The 18,426-nt window shown below is 67.2% G+C and carries 18 protein-coding genes; 3 read left to right on the top strand and 15 right to left on the bottom strand.

Annotated elements, in window-relative coordinates:
* Positions 1 to 119: 119 nt before the first annotated feature.
* Entirely contained in the window at positions 120 to 443 is a 324-nt protein-coding gene (locus tag V9K97_RS22185; RefSeq protein ID WP_309954532.1) for a DUF6172 family protein, read from the bottom strand.
* A gap of 61 nt (positions 444 to 504) precedes the next feature.
* Here V9K97_RS22185 and V9K97_RS22190 point away from each other — a divergent pair, with 61 nt between their 5' ends.
* Positions 505 to 732, top strand: coding sequence for a hypothetical protein (locus tag V9K97_RS22190; RefSeq protein ID WP_157614223.1), 228 nt, complete (start codon positions 505 to 507; stop codon positions 730 to 732).
* A gap of 4 nt (positions 733 to 736) precedes the next feature.
* On the opposite strand, the gene V9K97_RS22195 is transcribed toward V9K97_RS22190, so the two are convergent.
* Entirely contained in the window at positions 737 to 1,924 is a 1,188-nt protein-coding gene (locus V9K97_RS22195) for an aminotransferase-like domain-containing protein (protein WP_337320767.1), read from the bottom strand.
* 153 nt (positions 1,925 to 2,077) lie between these two features.
* Between V9K97_RS22195 and nth the strand changes: the two genes are divergently transcribed.
* Positions 2,078 to 2,725: an endonuclease III gene (gene nth / locus V9K97_RS22200; RefSeq protein WP_337320769.1), complete on the top strand. Its 648-nt coding sequence runs from the start codon at positions 2,078 to 2,080 to the stop codon at positions 2,723 to 2,725.
* A gap of 18 nt (positions 2,726 to 2,743) precedes the next feature.
* Here the strand turns inward: nth and V9K97_RS22205 are convergent, their stop codons facing one another.
* From V9K97_RS22205 to V9K97_RS22250, 10 genes are all read right to left on the bottom strand, one after another.
* Positions 2,744 to 3,640, bottom strand: coding sequence for an SDR family NAD(P)-dependent oxidoreductase (locus V9K97_RS22205; protein WP_337320771.1), 897 nt, complete (start codon positions 3,638 to 3,640; stop codon positions 2,744 to 2,746).
* 49 nt (positions 3,641 to 3,689) lie between these two features.
* The gene (locus tag V9K97_RS22210) at positions 3,690 to 4,592 is read right to left on the bottom strand and encodes a helix-turn-helix transcriptional regulator (protein ID WP_337320774.1); all 903 of its coding nucleotides are present in this window, start codon (positions 4,590 to 4,592) and stop codon (positions 3,690 to 3,692) included.
* Positions 4,593 to 4,634: 42 nt separating this feature from the next.
* On the bottom strand, positions 4,635 to 5,186 hold the full coding sequence (locus V9K97_RS22215; RefSeq protein WP_337320776.1) for a histidine phosphatase family protein: 552 nt from the start codon (positions 5,184 to 5,186) through the stop codon (positions 4,635 to 4,637).
* The gene (locus tag V9K97_RS22220; RefSeq protein WP_337320778.1) at positions 5,183 to 5,977 is read right to left on the bottom strand and encodes an adenosylcobinamide-GDP ribazoletransferase; all 795 of its coding nucleotides are present in this window, start codon (positions 5,975 to 5,977) and stop codon (positions 5,183 to 5,185) included. The genes V9K97_RS22215 and V9K97_RS22220 overlap by 4 nt, the downstream gene beginning before the upstream one ends.
* A gap of 5 nt (positions 5,978 to 5,982) precedes the next feature.
* Positions 5,983 to 7,029 carry a nicotinate-nucleotide--dimethylbenzimidazole phosphoribosyltransferase gene (gene cobT, locus V9K97_RS22225; RefSeq protein WP_337320780.1) on the bottom strand — a complete coding sequence of 349 codons (1,047 nt, stop codon included), beginning with the start codon at positions 7,027 to 7,029 and terminating at the stop codon, positions 5,983 to 5,985.
* On the bottom strand, positions 7,026 to 8,465 hold the full coding sequence (locus V9K97_RS22230) for a cobyric acid synthase (RefSeq protein WP_337320782.1): 1,440 nt from the start codon (positions 8,463 to 8,465) through the stop codon (positions 7,026 to 7,028). The genes cobT and V9K97_RS22230 overlap by 4 nt, the downstream gene beginning before the upstream one ends.
* A gap of 85 nt (positions 8,466 to 8,550) precedes the next feature.
* Positions 8,551 to 10,050 (bottom strand): efflux transporter outer membrane subunit, encoded by a 1,500-nt coding sequence (locus V9K97_RS22235; protein ID WP_337320784.1) that lies wholly within the window; start codon positions 10,048 to 10,050, stop codon positions 8,551 to 8,553.
* 18 nt (positions 10,051 to 10,068) lie between these two features.
* Positions 10,069 to 13,353 (bottom strand): efflux RND transporter permease subunit, encoded by a 3,285-nt coding sequence (locus tag V9K97_RS22240; RefSeq protein WP_258506770.1) that lies wholly within the window; start codon positions 13,351 to 13,353, stop codon positions 10,069 to 10,071.
* A 40-nt stretch (positions 13,354 to 13,393) separates the two neighbouring features.
* A complete protein-coding gene (locus V9K97_RS22245; RefSeq protein ID WP_258506772.1) occupies positions 13,394 to 14,644 on the bottom strand; it encodes an efflux RND transporter periplasmic adaptor subunit in 1,251 nt (416 codons plus the stop codon).
* A gap of 151 nt (positions 14,645 to 14,795) precedes the next feature.
* The gene (locus tag V9K97_RS22250) at positions 14,796 to 15,677 is read right to left on the bottom strand and encodes an alpha/beta hydrolase (protein WP_337320786.1); all 882 of its coding nucleotides are present in this window, start codon (positions 15,675 to 15,677) and stop codon (positions 14,796 to 14,798) included.
* 182 nt (positions 15,678 to 15,859) lie between these two features.
* Between V9K97_RS22250 and V9K97_RS22255 the strand changes: the two genes are divergently transcribed.
* The gene (locus tag V9K97_RS22255) at positions 15,860 to 16,774 is read left to right on the top strand and encodes a LysR family transcriptional regulator (protein WP_126749659.1); all 915 of its coding nucleotides are present in this window, start codon (positions 15,860 to 15,862) and stop codon (positions 16,772 to 16,774) included.
* A 22-nt stretch (positions 16,775 to 16,796) separates the two neighbouring features.
* On the opposite strand, the gene V9K97_RS22260 is transcribed toward V9K97_RS22255, so the two are convergent.
* Genes V9K97_RS22260 through V9K97_RS22270 form a run of 3 tightly spaced genes read right to left on the bottom strand, consistent with a single transcriptional unit; the run spans position 16,797 to position 18,398 of the window.
* Positions 16,797 to 17,264 carry an OsmC family protein gene (locus V9K97_RS22260; RefSeq protein WP_337320788.1) on the bottom strand — a complete coding sequence of 156 codons (468 nt, stop codon included), beginning with the start codon at positions 17,262 to 17,264 and terminating at the stop codon, positions 16,797 to 16,799.
* 52 nt (positions 17,265 to 17,316) lie between these two features.
* Positions 17,317 to 18,048 (bottom strand): LrgB family protein, encoded by a 732-nt coding sequence (locus V9K97_RS22265; protein ID WP_157614252.1) that lies wholly within the window; start codon positions 18,046 to 18,048, stop codon positions 17,317 to 17,319.
* Entirely contained in the window at positions 18,045 to 18,398 is a 354-nt protein-coding gene (locus V9K97_RS22270) for a CidA/LrgA family protein (RefSeq protein WP_337320850.1), read from the bottom strand. Before V9K97_RS22270 ends, V9K97_RS22265 begins: the two co-directional genes overlap by 4 nt.
* Positions 18,399 to 18,426: the final 28 nt, after the last annotated feature.

Raw genomic sequence — 18,426 nt, forward strand, 5'->3', positions numbered from 1 at the left:
GCGCAGCGAAATAAAGGAGGAGGGGCGCAGCCCCGGGGGACATTCGCGGAGGGGAGTACCCGGTGGCCTTTGCACGCACCCTGAACTAAGTGGCCCCGATCACGCGAGACAGGCAGAAATCAGTCTTCTTCGGGAGGCTCTTCCGTACGCTCCCCAGCGGGGCGCGGTGCGCGCTTGCCAGGCTTGGCCAGGATCTCGACATAGAACTGCTTGCCGGCCTCCTTGACGACACCGTCGATCAGGCCAGTGATCGCCGAAAGGTGCACAACTTCGGCGGTTTCCGCCGAGGTACCGAACTTGCAGTCGAAGTCCCAGAAGTCCGCGCCCTCGGGCAGGACGCGCCGGCGCTCACGCTTGATGTACTTGCGAATCTCGTGCTTGATGGCTTCGAGGAGGCGGTCGGGGTGCTTGCCCTCGACCTGAAGCTGAAAGGTTTTTCTCATGGGTGATCGTAACGCGCCGCGCTGTGTACAGTCGGCGGTTCAATGGAAAGCAGGTAAAGACATGGCGCGCGCAAACGACTGGGCAAGCAAGGTAATGGCATTGGTCAACGGCGGCAACGCATCGGCGGCCATCGCGCAGATCAAGGTCGCGCCCTCGGTCAAGGACCTGAAGGCGCTCCAGACCATCATGACGCTGTCGAAAATGAAAGGCCGCTATCCCAATGTGGATGCGGCCATCGAGGACAACCTGGCGCTGCTGGCGGCGCCGCGGCTGCACCGCTCGCCCTGAAGATCTAGAGCGCCTGGCCCAGGCGCTTCACACCCTCTTCGATCTTCGCCACATCCGCCGTCGCAAAGCTCAACCGCAGCGTCGCCAGGTCGGGCTTCTCTGCATAGAACGGTGCGCCCGGCACAAAGGCCACCAGCTGCTCGATCGCGCGCTTGGCCAGTTCGGTTGCATCGGCCAGCTTGGCGTTGGCACCCGTGAGGCGGGCCCAGAAGAACAAGCCGCCCTGCGGCTGCGTAAAGCTCACCGCGTCGCCCAGTTCGCGCTTGAGCGCCGCACCCATGGCCTGCGCGCGCTGGCCGTACACCTCGCGCACATGCGCCAGCGTGGCCGGCATGCGGCCGCTCTTGAGGTATTGCGCGGCCGTGGCCTGCGAGAAGGTGCTGGTGTGCGCATCGCTGAACTGCTTGCACATGGTGGCCTTGGCCAGCAGCTCGGCGGGCGCGATCATCCAGCCGATGCGAAGGCCCGGGCTCAGCACCTTGCTGAGGCTGCCGCAATGGGCCAGCAGTTCGCGGCTGCCCGGCACGTCATTGCTCAAAGCCATGATCGAAGGCGGCGGCGCCTCGCCGAAGTAGAGATCACCGTACGGGTCGTCCTCGACGATCAGCGTCTGGTACTTGACGGCCAGCTCGAGCACCTTCTTGCGGCGCTCCAGGCTCAGCATGGCGCCGCTCGGGTTGCCGAAGGTGGGAATCAGATAGACGAACTTGGGCTTGTGCTCGGCAATGAGTTTTTCGAGCTCGTCGGTCTTCACGCCGTTGGCGTCGATGGGCGCACTGATGAGCTGCGCGCCGTACAGGCGAAAACACTGGATGGTGGCGAGGAAAGTCGGGCCTTCGACAATCACCTTGTCGCCGGGCGAGATCATGGTCTTGCCCAGCAGGTCGAGCGCCTGCTGGCTGCCGGTGGTGACGATGAGGCCGCTCGGGTCCACGTCGACGCCCTTGGTCTTCATGAAGGCGCTGAGCTGCGTGCGCAGCGGCTCGTAGCCCTCGGTGGCGCCATATTGCAGCGCGCCGCCTGGTTCTTCGGTCAGCGCCTTCTGGCTCGCCTCCTTCAGGCCCTCGACGTCGAACATGGCGCTGTCGGGAAATCCGCCCGCAAAGCTGATGATGCCGGGCTTGCCCAGCAGCTTGAAGAGTTCGCGGATGGCGGAGGTTTCGACGTTGTCGAGGCGGGAAGCGAATTGCATGGGAAGTCTCACTTTCTGAGGCGCTATTGTGGCGAAAGCCGCGGGCAATAAAGCTGCATAAGGCCATCGGCTTTCGACGATATATTGCAACTATCGCTGCCCGCCCCCCACACCGCCCCCATACGGCAGGCGAGCGCCGCGCTTCCAGACCCCATGAAAAAAGACAACATCCCCCTCTTCTTCGCCACCCTGCAGGCGGCCAACCCCACCCCTGAAACCGAGCTCGAATACGCCACGCCCTTCGAGCTGCTGGCCGCCGTGCTGCTCTCGGCGCAGGCCACCGATGTGGGCGTGAACAAGGCCACGCGCAAGCTCTTTCCGGTGGCGAACACGCCCCAAGCCATCATGAGGCTGGGCGTGGAAGGGCTGGAGGAATACATCAAGACCATCGGGCTCTACCGCAGCAAGGCCAAGCACCTGATCGAGACTTGCCGCATTCTTGTGGAGCAGCACGGCGGCGAAGTGCCGCGCACGCGCGCCGAGCTCGAGGCGCTGCCGGGCGTCGGGCGCAAGACCGCCAACGTGGTGCTCAACGTGGCGTTCGGCGAGGCGACGATTGCCGTGGATACGCACATCTTTCGCGTCAGCAACCGCACCGGGCTTGCGCCGGGCAAGACGCCGCTCGAAGTAGAGCTCAAGCTGGAGAAGCGGGTGCCTTTCGAGTTTCGGCTGCATGCGCACCACTGGCTCATCCTGCACGGGCGCTACATCTGCGTGGCGCGCACGCCGAAGTGCTGGGAATGCGCAGTGGCGCCCTACTGCGACTACAAGCCGAAGACGCCGCGGCCCAAGTCGGCCTGATGCCGGCTCGCTCCCAGGCTAGAGCTCGAACGCTTCCGGCTGCCGTCCGTCGATGTCGGTAAAGTCGTATTCACGCGCCAGGTCGGCCACGCGGTGCACGCTGCCGCTTTTCTGCATCACCCCCGCATCGCCCGCCAGAGCGGCAATGGCGCGGCCCAGGTAGCGCGGCGACTCGGTTCTTGCGAGCGCCGGGTGTTCCTGCCAATGCGCCTCGTCCGTCTTGTGCCCGGCCAGCACGAACTCGGTTCGCATCCAGCCCGGTGAAAGCGCGAGCGAGGCCACGCCGTGCGGGCGCAGCTCCTCGGCCATGCCAAAGGCCAACCGGTTCATCGCCGACTTGGCGAGGTCGTAGAACAGGTTGCCGCGCAGGTACTTGTCGCGGTCCCAGAAGCTGGTGATCGCGATCAGGCCGCTCTTCTGCACCACCATGAGCGGCGCCGCGAACCGGCTCGCCAGCAGGTGGTTGCGCACGCCACGGTGGAACATCGACTCCCAGTTGGAAAGCGGGTGTTCCCAGAACGGCGCCTCGAAAACGCCGTTGAAGGTTTCGTGCCCGCCCCAGGCGTTGTTCACCAGCAGGTCGAAGCGGCCCTGCTCGCGCTGCACCCGCGCGAAGAGGCTTGCCACGTCGTCTTCCCGCGTGTGGTCGCAGCGGACCGCAATGCCGTGGCCGCCCATGCGCGTGAGTTCGTCGGCCGTCTCGTCGATGCTGCCCGGCAGGGCTTTGAGTTCCGAGAGCGCAAGGATGCGTCCATAGCTTTCGGCCGGCTGCGCACGCGTGCTGCGGCCTGTCACGTACACGGTGGCCCCTGCCGCGCCCAGCTCCAGGGCAATGCCGCGGCCGGCGCCCCGGCTGGCGCCGGTCACCACGGCCACGCGGCCCTTCAGTGGCTTCCTCACTTCTTCGTCTTGCATCGAGTTCTTTCCTTTTTCTCCGAGTTCGAAGCCCGAAGGTACCGCCGTGTCACGCCGCTGTATTGGAAGAAACCGAAACCGTGCGGCCGAGAAACTCGGTCGGCGTGAGGCCGCTCAGCGCCTTGAACTCGTTGACAAGGTGCGACTGGTCGTAGAAGCCGCCGTCAAGCGCCAGCTCCGCCCAGCCGGACATGCGCGGCCGTGGCTGCCGCAAGGCGCGCAGGCAGGCATGCAGCCGCGCGAGCCTGCCCCACGTGCGCGGCGAGAGGCCCACCTCCTGCTGGAACAATTGCTGCAAACGGCGCTCGCCGACGCCGACCGCAGCCGCTACCTCGTGCAGCGATTGCCGACCACCCGATTCCGCGATCAGCTGCGCCGCCCTTATCGTGGCCATAGGGGCGGCCGGTTGAAGAGCCATGTCGGCCTGCGCCAGCCGCTGCCCGAGCATGGCGCACAGCACCGCAACCCGCGAGGCGTCGTCACGCGCTTCTGCCATGCGTTCGCGCAGTTCGGCGCCTTGGCCGCACCAGAGTTGATCGAGGTGCACCGCGGTGCCGGCAATCTCCCCGGCCGGCATGCCGAGCAGCGCCGCGGCCGCGCCGGGGCGCAACGTGACCGACAGCCCCTCGACCTTGCCGCGCAGCCGAACCAGCGCCGGCGCGGCCGAAGCGCCGATTGCTTCAACGGGCTGCCCGGCGCCCTCCCCCGCAGAGGGCGCATCGCCAAGGTTGAAGACCAGCCGCACCGCGCCGTCGGGCAGCACGCGCTCGAGGACTTCGCGCCCGTCAGGCAGCGCTTCGCGATAGAGCAGGATGTGCGCGACATGCGCGCGCAACGGCGCTGCAACCGGGAAGGCCTGCAATGAGCCCGCCGGCATCGCAGCCTCGGGACCGTGCAAGGGGTCCTCGTCGAGGCGAACGTACAGGCGCTCGTGGGAAGGCTGTGCGGGCATGGCGCGAATGGGGCAATGAAATGGCGCGGACGCTGCCGCCCGTCACCTGCATTCGATCAGCAGGCACGCCCCATAGTCAATGGGCGCCGACGGCCATTGCGCGGCGGCCTCCACGCGCCGCACGCCGCCATGCAGCAGTTGCACGGCGCGCATCACGCCCGCATGCGTGACCCACACCGCGTCCTGGCCCGACGCGCGCCACTCGTCGAAAGCAGCACCCGTGCGCTGCATGAAGCTGGCCGTGCTTTCGCCGTACTCGCCCGGAAGGCCATCGGCGAAATTTCCGGTCCATGCATCGAAGTCGGCACTGGTAATGGATGCCCATGGCCGGCCTTCCCAGGCGCCGAAGTCCATTTCGGCCAGGCGCTCGTCCGCCCGCATGGCAAGGTCCGGGCGCAGCATGCCGATGGCCTGTGCCAGCTCGGCGCAACGCCGCAAGGGCGAATGGACCAATGCGATGCCTGCGGGTATGCGGGCCTCCACCGCGCGCGCAACCGCCAGCGTCGCCTCCATGGGCACGCCGACATCCGTCACGCCATAGCAAAGGCCCGGCGCGGCGTCGGTTTGCGCATGGCGCACCAGCCACAGCCTCATGACTGCCACGCCAATGCAAGATAGATCGCAAGCTCGCACACCTGCTGCGTGGCGCCGAGCCCGTCGCCGGTGAAGCCTCGCAGCCGGCGCCGGAACATGCGCGCCATCACCAATGCCGCAACGGCGCAGGCCGCCACGACGGCCGCTGTTCTCGCGGGGCCTTGCGTCACCAGCACCAGCACAAGGGCAGGAACCGACCAGAGCACGCCGACCAGCAAGGCGCCGCCGCCGATTGCATCGGCCAGCGGCTTGGCCTTGCTCGCACCGGCATCGCCCACATACGGCAGCCAGCGAATCAAAAACAGCGGCGCCAGCCGCGACAGCACATGCGCGCCGACGATGGCACCGGCCACCGCCTGCACCCCCTGCCCCGCCAGCGAAGCAAGCAGCGCGGCCTTGAGGCCCAACGCAAGCACCAGCGCAATGGCCCCGAAGGCGCCGATGCGCGAGTCCTTCATGATCTCGAGCGCGCGGTTTCGGTCGGCCGATCCGCCCAGTCCGTCGGCCACGTCGGCCAAGCCATCCTCATGAAAGGCGCCGGTGAGCAGCACGGTTGCCACCATGCTCAGCAGCGCCGCTGCCAGCGCACCAGCCGCGCCCGACAGGCCCTGCAGCGCCAGGAAAAAAACGGCGGCTCCCACAAACCCCACGAGCCAGCCGACGCCCGGAAAATGCGCCGCGCTCGCGCGCAGCATCTGCGGGCTGAATCCGACCCACTCAGCGAGTCGCCCAGTCACCGGCACCCGCGTGAAGAATTGCAGGGCCAGCAGGTAGTGGCGAACGCCGTTCATGGAGTTCAGCTGTCCTTGCGAGACACGCCCGCCGCCTCGAAGCTCGCCATTTCGCGCAGGATGCGGCAGGCCGATTCGAGCAGCGGCCACGCCAGCGCGCCGCCAGAGCCTTCGCCAAGGCGCAAATCGAGATTCAGCAGTGGCTCCAACCCGAGGTGCTTCAGCAACAGCGCATGCCCCGGTTCCGCCGAGCTGTGCGCGGCCACGCAGCGCTGGGCCACGTGCGGCTGCAGTGCCTGCGCCACCAGCACCGCCGCGCTCGCGATGAATCCATCGACCACGATCACGCGCCGCTCTTCCGCCGCCTGCAGCACCGCGCCGACCAGGGTGGCAATTTCGAAGCCGCCAAACGCAGCCAATGCATCGAGCGGCGCAACCGCCGATGCATGCAGGGCCAGCACTTCGCGCAGCACTGTGCGCTTGCGCGCCAGCCCGGCGGCGTCGAGCCCCGTGCCTGCGCCGGTGCAGGCATCGATGTCGAGGCCCGCCAGCCGCGCAAGCAGCATGGCCGCCGCCGAGCTGTTGCCGATGCCCATCTCGCCGAGCAGCAAGGCATTGCCGGGGAGCGCGCGCACCACCTCGCGGCCGTTGGCAATGGCTTGCGCGCATTGCTCTGCCGTCATCGCAGGGCCGGCCGACGCATCGGCGGTGCCGGCGGCGATGCGGCGCGACACCAGCCCCGGGCGCGCCTGGAAGTCGCGCCGCACGCCGCAGTCGACCACCGTCAGCGCGAGTCCGTGCTGGCGCGCCAGCACGCTCACCGCCGCGCCGCCTGCAAGAAAGTTCTCGACCATCTGCCAGGTCACGTCGCTCGGAAACGCGGATACACCGCGCGCCGCCAGGCCATGGTCGCCCGCGCACACCAGCATCTGCGGCGCTTCGAGCACGGGTGTTTCGCTGCCCAGGATCAGGCCGATACGCAGGGCCAGCCCTTCGAGGCGGCCGAGCGCGCCGAGCGGCTTGGTCTTGTTGTCGAGCGCGCCCTGCAGCCGTGCTGCGAGCGCGTCGTCGCGGATGTCAGTGATGGAAGGATTGGTGTTCTTGTCGGTCATGCGATCAGGCCCTGCAGTACGCCGGCCTCGAAGTGGGTGTCGATGAAATCGGCCAGGCCGTCGAAAGTGGAATCGAGTGTGGGGGCCGCGGCGCCGAAGAGCGCGTGCAACGCGGCCGCGTCTTCGAACAAGCCGTGCAGGTAAAGCCCCAGCACATTGCCGCGCGCGTTCTGCCAGGCCAGGCCTTCGGGCATCACGGCATGGCCGTCCTGCGCCATTTGCGGGTGTATCGCGGTATGGCCGTGGTGAATTTCGTAGCCTGCCACCGGGACGTTCGAAAGCGCAGCCCATTGGCCGCCCAGTTCACCGAAGGCGGCGCCCCGGTGGCGCACGGTTTTCTCGCGCTCGAACACGGTGACGAGCGGCAGCAGCCCCAGGCCAGGCGCATTGCCGTCGATGCCATGCGGGTCGACCAGCGCCTCGCCCAGCATCTGCAAGCCGCCGCAAACACCCAGCACAGCGCCCCCGCCGGCCGCGTGCGTGGCAATGGCGCGGTCCAGCCCCTGCGCGCGCAGCCAGGCCAGGTCGCCGCTGGTGTGCTTGGAGCCGGGCAGCACGATCCAGTCGGCGCCCGCCAGGTCTGCCGGTGCGCGCGCCCACACCAAGCGAACGCCGGGCACATTCTTGAGCGGCTGGAACTCGTCCAGATTGCTGATGCGCGGATACGCCACCACCGCCACGGTACGCGTGACAACGCCGCTCGAGCGGCTCCGGTCGTCGAACACACCGTCTTCTTCGGGCAGGCCATGCTGCCACCACATGGGCAGCGTGGCCACCGTGGGTACGCCGGTCAGCGCCTGCAGCTGCTGCGGCGCCGGAGCCAGCAGCGAGGCATCGCCGCGAAACTTGTTGAGAACAAAGCCGCGCAGCAATGCGCGGTCGCTCTCGGGCATCAATGCCCAGGTGCCATAGAGATGCGCGAAGGCCCCGCCGCGGTCGATATCAGTTACCAGCAGGCAGCGGGCATCCGCATGCCGGGCCACGCGCAGGTTGACGATGTCGCTGGCCATCAGGTTGATCTCGGCCGGCGAGCCGGCGCCTTCGATCACTACCACGTCGTTCTCGGCGCGCAATTCGTCGAACGCCGAAGCAATCTGCGGCCACACGCGCTCGCTGCGTCCGCGCCAGGGCATGGCCGTGAGCTCTTGGTTCACCTGCCCCATCAGCACCACCTGGCTGTGGGTGTCGCGCTCGGGCTTGAGCAGCAGCGGGTTCATGCGCACGTGCGGCACGGCGCGCGCCGCCAGCGCCTGAAAGTATTGCGCGCTGCCGATCTCGCCGCCATCGACCACGCGGGCGTTGTTGCTCATGTTCTGCGCCTTGAAAGGCGCCACCTTCAGGCCCTGCCGCGCATACCAGCGGCACAGCGCAGTGACCAGCCAGCTCTTGCCGGCGCCACTGGTCGTGCCCAGAACCATCACGCATCGGGTTGTCATGCGGCTATTGTCCGTTGTCACCGCATGCCACTTTCCTCGAAGCGCGGCTGCCCAAAGAAAAAGGGGCTTGCGCCCCTTTGGTGTTTCAGCGTGCCGCGGTCTGCACCGCGCCCGGCGCACCGGGCTCAGGCTGCGCCTTCGCCGTGGCGGCAGGCACGTCCCACCCGCCGCCGATGGCGCGGATCAGCCCCACGGCCGCCTGGTATTGCGCCGACTTCACCTGCAGCGCCTGGCGACGGTTGCGCAGTTCGCTGCGGCGGGCGTCGAGCAGGTCGAGCTGGCTGATGTAGCCGTTGCGGTAGCGCGTGTCAGACAAGCTGGTCGCGCGCTGGGCCGAAGTGACGGCCTGCGCCTGCACGGTCGACTGCTCCTGCAGGATGCGGATGGCGGAGAGTTGGTCTTCCACCTCCTGGAACGCCACCAGCACCTGGCTGCGGTAGTTGGCCAGCGCACCGTCGAGCTGCGCGTTGGCGCCCTGCACACCGGCTTCGCGGCGGCCGCCGTCGAAGATCGGCAGCGAAAGCAGCGCACCCACGCCCCACGAGCGGGCCGACCACTTGAACAGGTCGCCAATTTCCGGCGACGCATAGCCGGCGGCCCCGGTCAGCGAGATATCCGGGAACCACGCGGCCTGTGCCACGCCCACGCGAGCCTGCGCCGCGAGCACGGCGTTCTGCGCGGCCGAGACGTCCGGGCGGCGCGTGAGCACCGTGGCCGGCACGCCCGGCGGCACCGACGGCAGCGCGGTGGCCCACTCGTCGGTACGCAGGCCGAAGCTCGAGGCCGAATCGCCCACCAGCACCGCAAGCGCATGCTCGACCTGCGCACGCTGGCGGTCGAGCGCGAGCGCATCCGACTCGGTCGACGACACCTCGGTCTGCACGCGCGCCACGTCCAGCTCGGCGATGTCGCCGGCCTGTTGGCGGCGCTGCGTCAGGCGCAGCGTGTCGCGGTAGGCCTCGACCTGCTCGCGCACCAGGGCGCGCTCGGCGTCGAGCGCACGCAGTTGCAGGTAGGTTTGCGCCACCTCGGCCTGCACGGCAAGGCGCGTGCTTTGCAGCAGCGCTTCACGGCTGGCCGCATCGAGCTTGGCCGCGTTGCTGGCGCCCGAGAGCCGGCCGAACAGGTCGACCTCGTACGAGAACGTGGCGCCGATGTTGGTCATCGTGGCCGGCCGGGTGCTGGCCGTGGCCTTGTCGAGGCCCGCACCGCGATTGGCGCCGGCGCCCAGGCCGATTTGCGGCAGGCGGTCGGCCTGGGCGCTGCGCGCCAGGGCGCGAGCTTCCGCAAGCCGGGCCGCGGCGGCCTGGATGTTGTTGTTGTTGACGTCCGCCTTTTCGACCAGCGCATTGAGCACCGGGTCGTTGAAGGCCAGCCACCATGCGCCGCGGGCCTGCGCTTCGGAAGGCACGGCACGCGTCCAGCCCGCGGGCGGGGCCGCGCCCTGCTCCTTGAACTGGGCGGTGGTCTGGATCTCCGGCACGCCGGAGGGCACGGTCGCGCAGCCGGCCAGCGCCAGGGCTGCCACCAGCGGCAGCAAGGCGGTGCGAAGCGGCTTGACCCAAGGTTGTACTGAGAATTTCATGATGAGCTTTCTTCTCGATCAGTCGTGCGAGCCGTGCGAAGGGCGCGGCGCAGCAGGCAGCGGGTGCAGCCCGCCGCCGCCCGAACCACCGTGGGACGACGGTGCCGGTGCAGCGGGATGGGCCGCCGAAACGAAGTCTTCCCCATGCGGCACGTCGCCATGTAGCTTGAGTGCGCGGTTGCCCGCCAGGCGGCGCATCAGCACGTAGAACACCGGCGTCAGGAACAGGCCGAAAGCCGTCACACCGATCATTCCGGCGAACACCGCCACGCCCATGGCCTTGCGCATTTCAGAGCCCGCGCCGGTCGACAGCACGAGGGGCAGCACGCCCATCACGAAGGCCAGCGAGGTCATGAGAATCGGGCGCAGGCGCAGGCGGCTGGCTTCGATCGCAGCCTGGATGGGCGTGCGGCCGGCAAACTCGAGCTCGCGTGCAAACTCCACGATCAGGATCGCGTTCTTCGCACTCAGCCCCACCAGCACGATCAACCCGATCTGCGTGAAGACGTTGTTGTCACCCCCCGATATCCATACGCCCGTCATCGCAGCCAGGATGCCCATGGGCACGATCAAGATGATCGCGATCGGCAGCGTCAGGCTTTCATACTGCGCGGCCAGCACCAGGAACACCAGCAGGATGGCCAGCGGGAACACCAGGAAGGCGGAGTTGCCGGCCAGGATTTCCTGGTAGGTCAACTCGGTCCACTCGAAGGTCACGCCCTTGGGCAGCGTCTCGGCCGCAATCTTGGTGATCGCGTCCTGAGCCTGGCCCGACGAATAGCCAGGAGCGGGGCCGCCGTTGATGTCGGCTGCCAGGTAGCCGTTGTAGCGCATGGCGCGTTCCGGGCCGAAGGTCGAATTCACCTTCATCAGCGCCGACAGCGGCACCATCTCGCCCGTGGTCGAGCGCACCTTGAGCATGCCCACGTCTTCGGCGCGGGCGCGGTAAGGCGCATCGGCCTGCACGCGCACGCTGTACGTGCGGCCGAACTTGTTGAAATCGTTCGCGTAGAGGCTACCGAGGTAGATCTGCATGGTGTCGAAGATGTCCGTCACCGGCACGCCGAGCTGGCGCGCCTTGGTGCGGTCGATGTCCGCATACAGCTGCGGCACGTTGACCTGCCAGCTCGTGAACATGCCCGTGAGTTCGGGCGCTGCATAGGCCTTGGCCATGAAGGCCTTCACAGCGGCGTCCATCTGGTCGTAGCCCACCGATGCACGGTCTTCCAGCTGCAGCTTGAAGCCGCCCGTGGTGCCCAGGCCCGCCACCGGCGGCGGCGGGAACATCACGATGAACGCGTCCTGGATGCTGGCGAAGGCACCGTTGAGTTGGCCGGCCACGGCACCACCGCTCTGGTCGGCGCGCTTGCGCTGGTCGAAGGGCTTGAGCGTGGCAAACACGATGCCCGAGTTCGAGCTGTTGGTGAAGCCGTTGATCGACAGGCCCGGGAAGGCGATGGCGTCTTCCACGTTCGGGTTCTTCTTCATGATCTCGCCCATGCGCTGGATCACTTCGTCGGTGCGGTCGAGCGTGGCGCCGTCGGGCAGCTGGGCAAAACCGATCAGGTATTGCTTGTCCTGCGCCGGCACGAAGCCGCTGGGAACCGCCTTGAAGAGGCCGAAGGTCACGCCGACCAGCGCGAGGTAGATCACCAGCATCAACGTCTTGCGCGAGATCACGCTCTTGACGCCGCCGCTGTAGGCTTCCGAGCCGCGGCTGAAGAGCTTGTTGAAGCCGCGGAACAGCCAGCCGAAGGCCTTGTCCATGCCGCGGGTCAGCGCATCCTTGGGCTGGTCATGGCCGCGCAGCAGCAGTGCCGCGAGAGCCGGCGACAGCGTGAGCGAGTTGATGGCCGAGATCACCGTCGAGATCGCGATGGTCACCGCAAACTGCTTGTAGAACTGGCCCGTGAGGCCGCTGATGAAAGCCAGCGGAACGAACACGGCCACCAGCACCAGCGCGATTGCGATGATGGGCCCGGACACTTCGCGCATTGCGCGGTAGGTCGCTTCGCGCGGCGTCAGCCCCGCCTCGATGTTGCGTTCGACGTTTTCCACCACCACGATGGCGTCGTCCACCACGATACCGATGGCCAGCACCAGCCCGAACAGGCTCAGCGCGTTGATGGAAAAGCCCAGCACGTGCAGCACCGCGAAGGTACCGATCACCGACACCGGCACGGCCAGCAGAGGAATGATGGAAGCGCGCCACGTCTGCAGGAACAGGATCACGACCAGCACCACCAGCAAGATGGCTTCGAGCAGCGTGTGAATCACCGATTCGATCGATGCGCGCACGAACTGCGTCGGGTCATACGCAATGCGGTATTCCAGGCCTTCAGGCATGTTCTTGTTGAGCTCGGCCATCGTCTTGCGAACGTTGGACGAGATGTCGAGCGCGTTGGAGCCCGGCGCCTGGAACACGCCCATGCCGACGGCCGGGTCGTTGTTCAGCAGCGAACGCAGCGAATAGTCGGCAGCGCCCATTTCCAGGCGGCCGATGTCGCGCAGGCGGGTCACGGCGCCGTCGGTGCCGCTCTTCACGATGATGTCGCCGAACTCTTCTTCGCTCTGCAGGCGCCCTTGCGCATTGATCGAGAGCTGCATGTCCACGCCCGAGAGGCCCGGCGAAGCGCCGACCACACCGGCCGCGGCCTGCACGTTCTGGCCGCGGATCGCAGCCACCACGTCGCTTGCCGAGAGGCCGCGCTGCGCAACCTTCTGCGGGTCGAGCCACACGCGCATCGAGTAGTCGCCGCCGCCGAAGATCTGCACCTGGCCCACGCCTTCGATGCGCGCGAGCGGGTCTTTCACGTTCAGCACCGCGTAGTTGCGCAGGTAGTTGATGTCGTAGCGGTTGTTCGGCGAAACGAGGTGAACCACCATCGTCAGGTCGGGTGCGCTCTTGACGGTCGTGATGCCAAGGCGCCGCACTTCTTCCGGCAGGCGCGGCTCGGCTTGCGAGACGCGGTTCTGCACCAGCTGCTGGGCCTTGTCGGGATCGGTGCCGAGGCGGAAGGTCACCGTCAGCGTCATCACGCCGTCGGTGGTAGCCTGGCTGCCCATGTAGAGCATGCCTTCGACGCCGTTGATCTGCTCTTCGAGCGGCGTTGCCACGGTTTCGGCAATCACCTTGGGGTTGGCGCCCGGGTACTGGGCACGCACGACCACCGAAGGCGGCGCGACTTCGGGGTATTCCGAAATCGGCAACCCGCGCAGCGCGATCAGGCCGGCTATCAATATCAATAGCGACAGCACGCCGGCAAAGATCGGCCGGTCGATGAAGAATTTAGAGAGATTCATGTTGTTTCTCCGGCGAGCGCAAATGCGCTCCCCTCCGAGTTCAGGACTTCGCGGCTTCCGCGACGCGTTCCGGTTGTTGTTGCTTGGTGTCGGCCTTGGCGTCCATCGTCACGTTCTGCGGCACCACGAGTGCGCCGGGGCGGATGTGCTGCAGGCCGTTCACCACCACGCGTTCGCCGGCCTTCAGGCCCTTGCTCACCACGCGCAGGCCATTGACGGATGCACCGAGCGTCACTTCGCGGTACATGGCCTTGTTGTCTTCGCCCACGACCATCACGAACTTCTTGTTCTGGTCGGTGCCGATGGCGCGTTCGCTCACCAGCAGAGCGGAGTCATTGCGCGCCTGGCCCATGCGGATGCGGGCAAACTGGCCCGGAATGAGCGCGCCGTCCTTGTTGTCAAACGAGGCGCGCACGCGCACGGTGCCGCTGCGGGCGTCGACCTGGTTGTCGATCAGCTGCAGCTTGCCGACGAAGGGCGTGCCGTCGAAGCCCGAGGTGCCCATCTGCACGGGAATGCTCTCGATCTGGCCGCGTGCGCTGGCGCCGCTCGGCAGGTCTTTCAGGGCGCGGGTGATCACCTGCTCGTCGGCATCGAAGCTCGCGTAGATCGGGCTCACCGACACCAGCGTGGTCAGCACCGGCGCGCCGGGGCCCGCGGCCACCAGGTTGCCCTGGGTCACCTCGAGCTTGCCGATGCGGCCCGACACGGGCGCACGCACTTGCGTGTAGCCCAGGTTGAGGCGCGCCGATTGCAGCGTCGCTTGCGCGGCACGCAGGTTGGCATCGGCCTCGCGGCTGGCGTTCACGCGCTCGTCATATTCGCGCTGGGCAATGGCCTGCTGGTCCCACAGGCGCTTGGCGCGTTCCTGCTCGCTGCGGCTGAATGCCTGGCGGGCCTGGGCGGAGGCTACTTGGGCTTCGGCACGCTCCACTTCGGCGGCATACGGTGCGGGATCGATGGTGATCAGCAGGTCGCCCTGCTTCACCAACGCGCCTTCGCGGAAGTGCACCGCCTGCACGGCGCCCGCTACGCGGGAGCGCACATCGACGCGCTGCACGGCTTCGAGCCGGCCCGAGAACTCGTCCCAGGCGTTGACTTCGCTTTGGGCCACGGTGGCCACGGATACCGGTGTGCCCTGTTGCGCCGCGGCGGGTGCCGTGGCCTCGGCCTTGAAGCTCTGCATGCCAAGCACCGCGGCGGCCACAGCCAGCAGTGCGGTGAGCCCGGTCACTGTGGGCCACAGGCCCTTGCGGGCGACGGAAGACAGTTTTTGCTTATTGTTCGACATGATGGTTCGTCCTTCTCGATGACTTTTTGGGATGCAACAGGCCACCCCGGCGCTTTTGGCACCAGGAGGCGGAATTCGAAAATGACCGGGATTACCGGTGGGCCGGGGAAAGGCGTCGCGACGTCTGGCTGGGCTGCCGCGACCGGCCCACCTAGCTGGGCTTGGGTGCTACCGGAGGCGGCGTGGTGGCACTGAAAAATTCGCGGAAGTGTTGCTGCACGCTGGCTTCGCAGGCCTTGCAGCCCGAGGGTTCGGGGTCGTACAGCGCCTTGGGCCAGTTCGCGGCACCAGGCAACACGGCACTCGTCACCTCGATGCCGGCCGCGCGCAGGCGCCCGGCAAAGGTCAGCGCCTCGTCGCGCATCGCGTCGTCGGCGCCCACCAGCACCAGCGCGGGTGCCAACGCACCAAGCCGGAGCGATCCGCTCGGCACCGCGTACGGATGGGTCGCGTTGGAGGGGCAGCTCAGGTACTTTTCCCAGCCCTTGGCCCAGCGGCATTCGGCCTCGTCGTTCGTCGCCTTGCGCAGCGACGCAGTGCCCGCGCACGGGTCGAGCATGGGCGACAGCAAAATTTGCCCCGCCAGCGGCGGATGCGCCCGGTCGCGGGCGATCAGCGCCACCCCGGCGGCCAGGTTGCCGCCGGCTTCTTCGCCGGCCAGGTACACCTGGGCGCCCTTGCCGCCGAGCTTGACGCGCTGCTTGTAGAGCCATTCGAGCGCTGCATAGCCCACTTCAATGGGCTCGGGAAACGGCGATTCGGGTGCCAGCGGGTAGGCCACCGACACCACCACCGCACCGGCCCCTGCCAGCAGCCGGGCCACGTTGCGCCCGTTGTCCAGGTTGCCGCAAACGAAGGTGCCGCCGTGGAAATGCAGCACCAGCGGAACCGTTTCGCCGCGCGGGCGTTGCCCGTAGACCCGGGCATCCACCGGCGCGCGGCCGGGCAGCTCGATCGAAAGATCGGCTTCCACGCCTTGCGCCGCGGCTAGGGCAGCGGCTTCGGCAGAGCGGGACGACGGACGGGGTGACATGGAGGCAACCTCAGGAGGATTGGCGATAGTCGAAATATAAGGCGGCCAGTGTGGTGTTAAACAGGCAACCTGCCCCTACTCTGTTTCCAAACGGCGAACAATCCGGGAAACGATAGGGATTGTCACCTTGTGTGAGAATCCGCTCCCCTCGGCAAGGGCCGGGTTCCCAGGAACAGTCATCAATGGATCAAATCCAGGCAATGCGGATCTTTGTCCGCGTGGTGGAAGCAGGCACCTTCACCCGGGCCGCGGATTCGCTCGCCCTGCCAAAGGGGACGGTCACCAAGCAGATCCAGGCGCTGGAATCGCGCCTGCGGGTGAAGCTGCTCAACCGCACCACGCGGCGCGTGACGGTAACGCCCGACGGCGCGGCCTACTACGAACGCGCGGCGCGCCTCCTGAACGACTTCGACGACATCGAAGCCAGCATGACCAATGCGCAGGCCAATCCCACCGGGCGGCTGCGCATCGACGTGGGCACCTCGGTGGCGCGGCTGGTCATCCTGCCCGCGCTGGCCACCTTCTGCGACCGCTATCCCGAAATTCAGGTCGACCTGGGCGTGAGCGACCGCACGGTCGACCTCATCACCGACAACGTCGACTGCGTGATCCGGGCCGGCGAGCTGAGCGACCAGTCGCTGGTGGCCCGGCGCATCGGCACCCTGCACTTCGTGACGGTGGCATCGCCCGCCTACATCAAGCGCTACGGCATTCCGCAGCACCCCAACGACATCGAGAAGCGGCACCACGTGGTGAGCTACTTTTCGGGCAGCACGCGGCGCATCTACCCGCACGAGTTCAAGAAGGACGACGAGACCATCGAGCTCAACGGGCCGTATCGCGTGTCGGTGAACGAGAGCAACGCCCACATGGCGGCGGTGCTCGGCGGCTTCGGCATTTCGCAGTGCATCACCTTCATGGCCGAGCCGCTGCTGGAGAGCGGCGAGCTGATCGAGGTGCTGTCGGACTGGCACCGCGACCCGCTGCCGATTCATGTGGTCTACCCGCCCAACCGCCACCTGAGCGCGAAGGTGCGGGCGTTCGTGGATTGGGCGGCCGAGCTGTTTGCGAAGAACCCGCGGCTGCAGCGGCGCTGAGCCGTTCTCCGCTTGAACGGAGTCAGCCGAACACCGGTTCGCAGCGCACCTCGGTCTTGACCGAGTTGGCAATGAAGCACTCCTCATGCGCCCGGTGGTGCATGTGTTCGACCTGCTCGCGCGTGGGCAGGTTGGCGCCGGAGAACGTGACCTCGGGCCGGAGCGTGACCACCGTCATCGCGAGCTTGCCTTCGGCGTTCTTTTCCATGATGCCGCTTGCCGCGTCGAAGTAACGGTCGACGGTGAACTTGCGCTTTACCGCCATGGTGAGGAACCACAGCATGTGGCAGCTCGAGAGCGAAGCGACGAAGGCTTCTTCGGGGTCGACCGCCGCCGCATCCGAAAACGGCAAGGGCACCACGTGCGGCGACGAGGAACCCGGCACTTCCGCGCCGCCGTCGAAGCGCATCGAATGCCTTCTGCTGTAGCTGTTGCCGAGAAAGTCTTGGTCGCCTCGCTGCCAGAGAATTTCTGCCGTGTACTGGGCCATGCCGTGCGCTCCAACGTCGATGGGAGCGCCATTCTGCGTCAGAAAACCCGGGTCAGAAAACACCCAGCAGCTTGACCAGCAACGGCACCAGCAGTGCGGTGGCGATGCCGTTCAGACCCAACGCCAGGGCCGAGAAGGCGCCTGCCGTTTCATTCACCTGGATGGCGCGCGCGGTGCCGATGCCGTGCGCCGCCATGCCTACCGCAAAGCCGCGCACCGCGGGTTCCTTGATGCGCAGCAGGTTCAGCAGGCCAGTCGCCATGATGGCGCCCGAGATGCCCGCGACGGCGGCGGCCACGGCGGCGAGCGACGGCAGCCCGCCGATCTTTTCGGCCACGCCCATCGCGATCGGCATGGTGGCCGACTTGGGTGCGAGCGACATCATCAGCTCATGCGAGCCGCCCAGCACCCAGGCAATGCCGATGGCCGAGACAATGGCCGCAACGGAGCCCACCAGCAGCGCCACGCCGATCGGCAGCCACAGCCTGCGCAGCCGCGCGAGCTGGCCGTAGAGCGGCACGGCCAGCGCCACCGTGGCCGGGCCGATGAGAAAGTGCACGAACTTTGCGCCCTCGAAATACGTGTCGTAGGGCGTGCGCGTGACGAGCAGCACCGTGACGATGACGACGACCGACACCAGCACCGGATTGACCAGCGGCCTGCTGCCGCTGCGCTTGTGCAGCCACAGCGCGCCCAGGTAGGCCAGCAGCGTGAGCGACAGCCAGAGCAGCGGCGACTGCGCGAGGAAGACCCAGATCTCAGATAGCTTTGCCGGGGCGGTCATTCCGCCTCCTTGCCCGTGATGCGGATCATCCAGCGTAGCGTGAGCGCGGTCACCGTCATGGTGAAGGCCGCGCCCACGATGCCCGCTGCAAGGAACGGCAGCCACTCACGCCCCACCCGTTCGAAGTGCAGCATGACGCCGGTCACCGCCGGTATGAACAGCAGCATGAGGTTGCGCAGCAGATGGCTGGAGGTCTCGCTCAATGCCTCGGGCACGCCGCCACGCACGAGCAGCGCGACGAAGAGCAGCAGCATGCCGATCAGAGGACCGGGAATCGGCAGGCTAAGCCACTGCACGAGCAGTTCGCCGGCCAGTTGGCAAAGAAAGAGCGTGGTGATGGCGTAGAGCATGGTGGCGGCGGATTCCTGCTTGTGTCCG

It is taken from the genome of Variovorax sp. CCNWLW186, assembly GCF_037203865.1.
GTDB lineage: Bacteria > Pseudomonadota > Gammaproteobacteria > Burkholderiales > Burkholderiaceae_C > Variovorax.

What these genes read in the sequence shown, in the direction of transcription:
- V9K97_RS22185 (WP_309954532.1), bottom strand. Translation starts at nt 443, where the DNA reads ATGAGAAAAACCTTTCAGCTTCAGGTCGAGGGCAAGCACCCCGACCGC.
- V9K97_RS22190 (WP_157614223.1), top strand. Translation starts at nt 505, where the DNA reads ATGGCGCGCGCAAACGACTGGGCAAGCAAGGTAATGGCATTGGTCAAC.
- V9K97_RS22195 (WP_337320767.1), bottom strand. Translation starts at nt 1,924, where the DNA reads ATGCAATTCGCTTCCCGCCTCGACAACGTCGAAACCTCCGCCATCCGC.
- nth (WP_337320769.1), top strand. Translation starts at nt 2,078, where the DNA reads ATGAAAAAAGACAACATCCCCCTCTTCTTCGCCACCCTGCAGGCGGCC.
- V9K97_RS22205 (WP_337320771.1), bottom strand. Translation starts at nt 3,640, where the DNA reads ATGCAAGACGAAGAAGTGAGGAAGCCACTGAAGGGCCGCGTGGCCGTG.
- V9K97_RS22210 (WP_337320774.1), bottom strand. Translation starts at nt 4,592, where the DNA reads ATGCCCGCACAGCCTTCCCACGAGCGCCTGTACGTTCGCCTCGACGAG.
- V9K97_RS22215 (WP_337320776.1), bottom strand. Translation starts at nt 5,186, where the DNA reads ATGAGGCTGTGGCTGGTGCGCCATGCGCAAACCGACGCCGCGCCGGGC.
- V9K97_RS22220 (WP_337320778.1), bottom strand. Translation starts at nt 5,977, where the DNA reads ATGAACGGCGTTCGCCACTACCTGCTGGCCCTGCAATTCTTCACGCGG.
- cobT (WP_337320780.1), bottom strand. Translation starts at nt 7,029, where the DNA reads ATGACCGACAAGAACACCAATCCTTCCATCACTGACATCCGCGACGAC.
- V9K97_RS22230 (WP_337320782.1), bottom strand. Translation starts at nt 8,465, where the DNA reads ATGACAACCCGATGCGTGATGGTTCTGGGCACGACCAGTGGCGCCGGC.
- V9K97_RS22235 (WP_337320784.1), bottom strand. Translation starts at nt 10,050, where the DNA reads ATGAAATTCTCAGTACAACCTTGGGTCAAGCCGCTTCGCACCGCCTTG.
- V9K97_RS22240 (WP_258506770.1), bottom strand. Translation starts at nt 13,353, where the DNA reads ATGAATCTCTCTAAATTCTTCATCGACCGGCCGATCTTTGCCGGCGTG.
- V9K97_RS22245 (WP_258506772.1), bottom strand. Translation starts at nt 14,644, where the DNA reads ATGTCGAACAATAAGCAAAAACTGTCTTCCGTCGCCCGCAAGGGCCTG.
- V9K97_RS22250 (WP_337320786.1), bottom strand. Translation starts at nt 15,677, where the DNA reads ATGTCACCCCGTCCGTCGTCCCGCTCTGCCGAAGCCGCTGCCCTAGCC.
- V9K97_RS22255 (WP_126749659.1), top strand. Translation starts at nt 15,860, where the DNA reads ATGGATCAAATCCAGGCAATGCGGATCTTTGTCCGCGTGGTGGAAGCA.
- V9K97_RS22260 (WP_337320788.1), bottom strand. Translation starts at nt 17,264, where the DNA reads ATGGCCCAGTACACGGCAGAAATTCTCTGGCAGCGAGGCGACCAAGAC.
- V9K97_RS22265 (WP_157614252.1), bottom strand. Translation starts at nt 18,048, where the DNA reads ATGACCGCCCCGGCAAAGCTATCTGAGATCTGGGTCTTCCTCGCGCAG.
- V9K97_RS22270 (WP_337320850.1), bottom strand. Translation starts at nt 18,398, where the DNA reads ATGCTCTACGCCATCACCACGCTCTTTCTTTGCCAACTGGCCGGCGAA.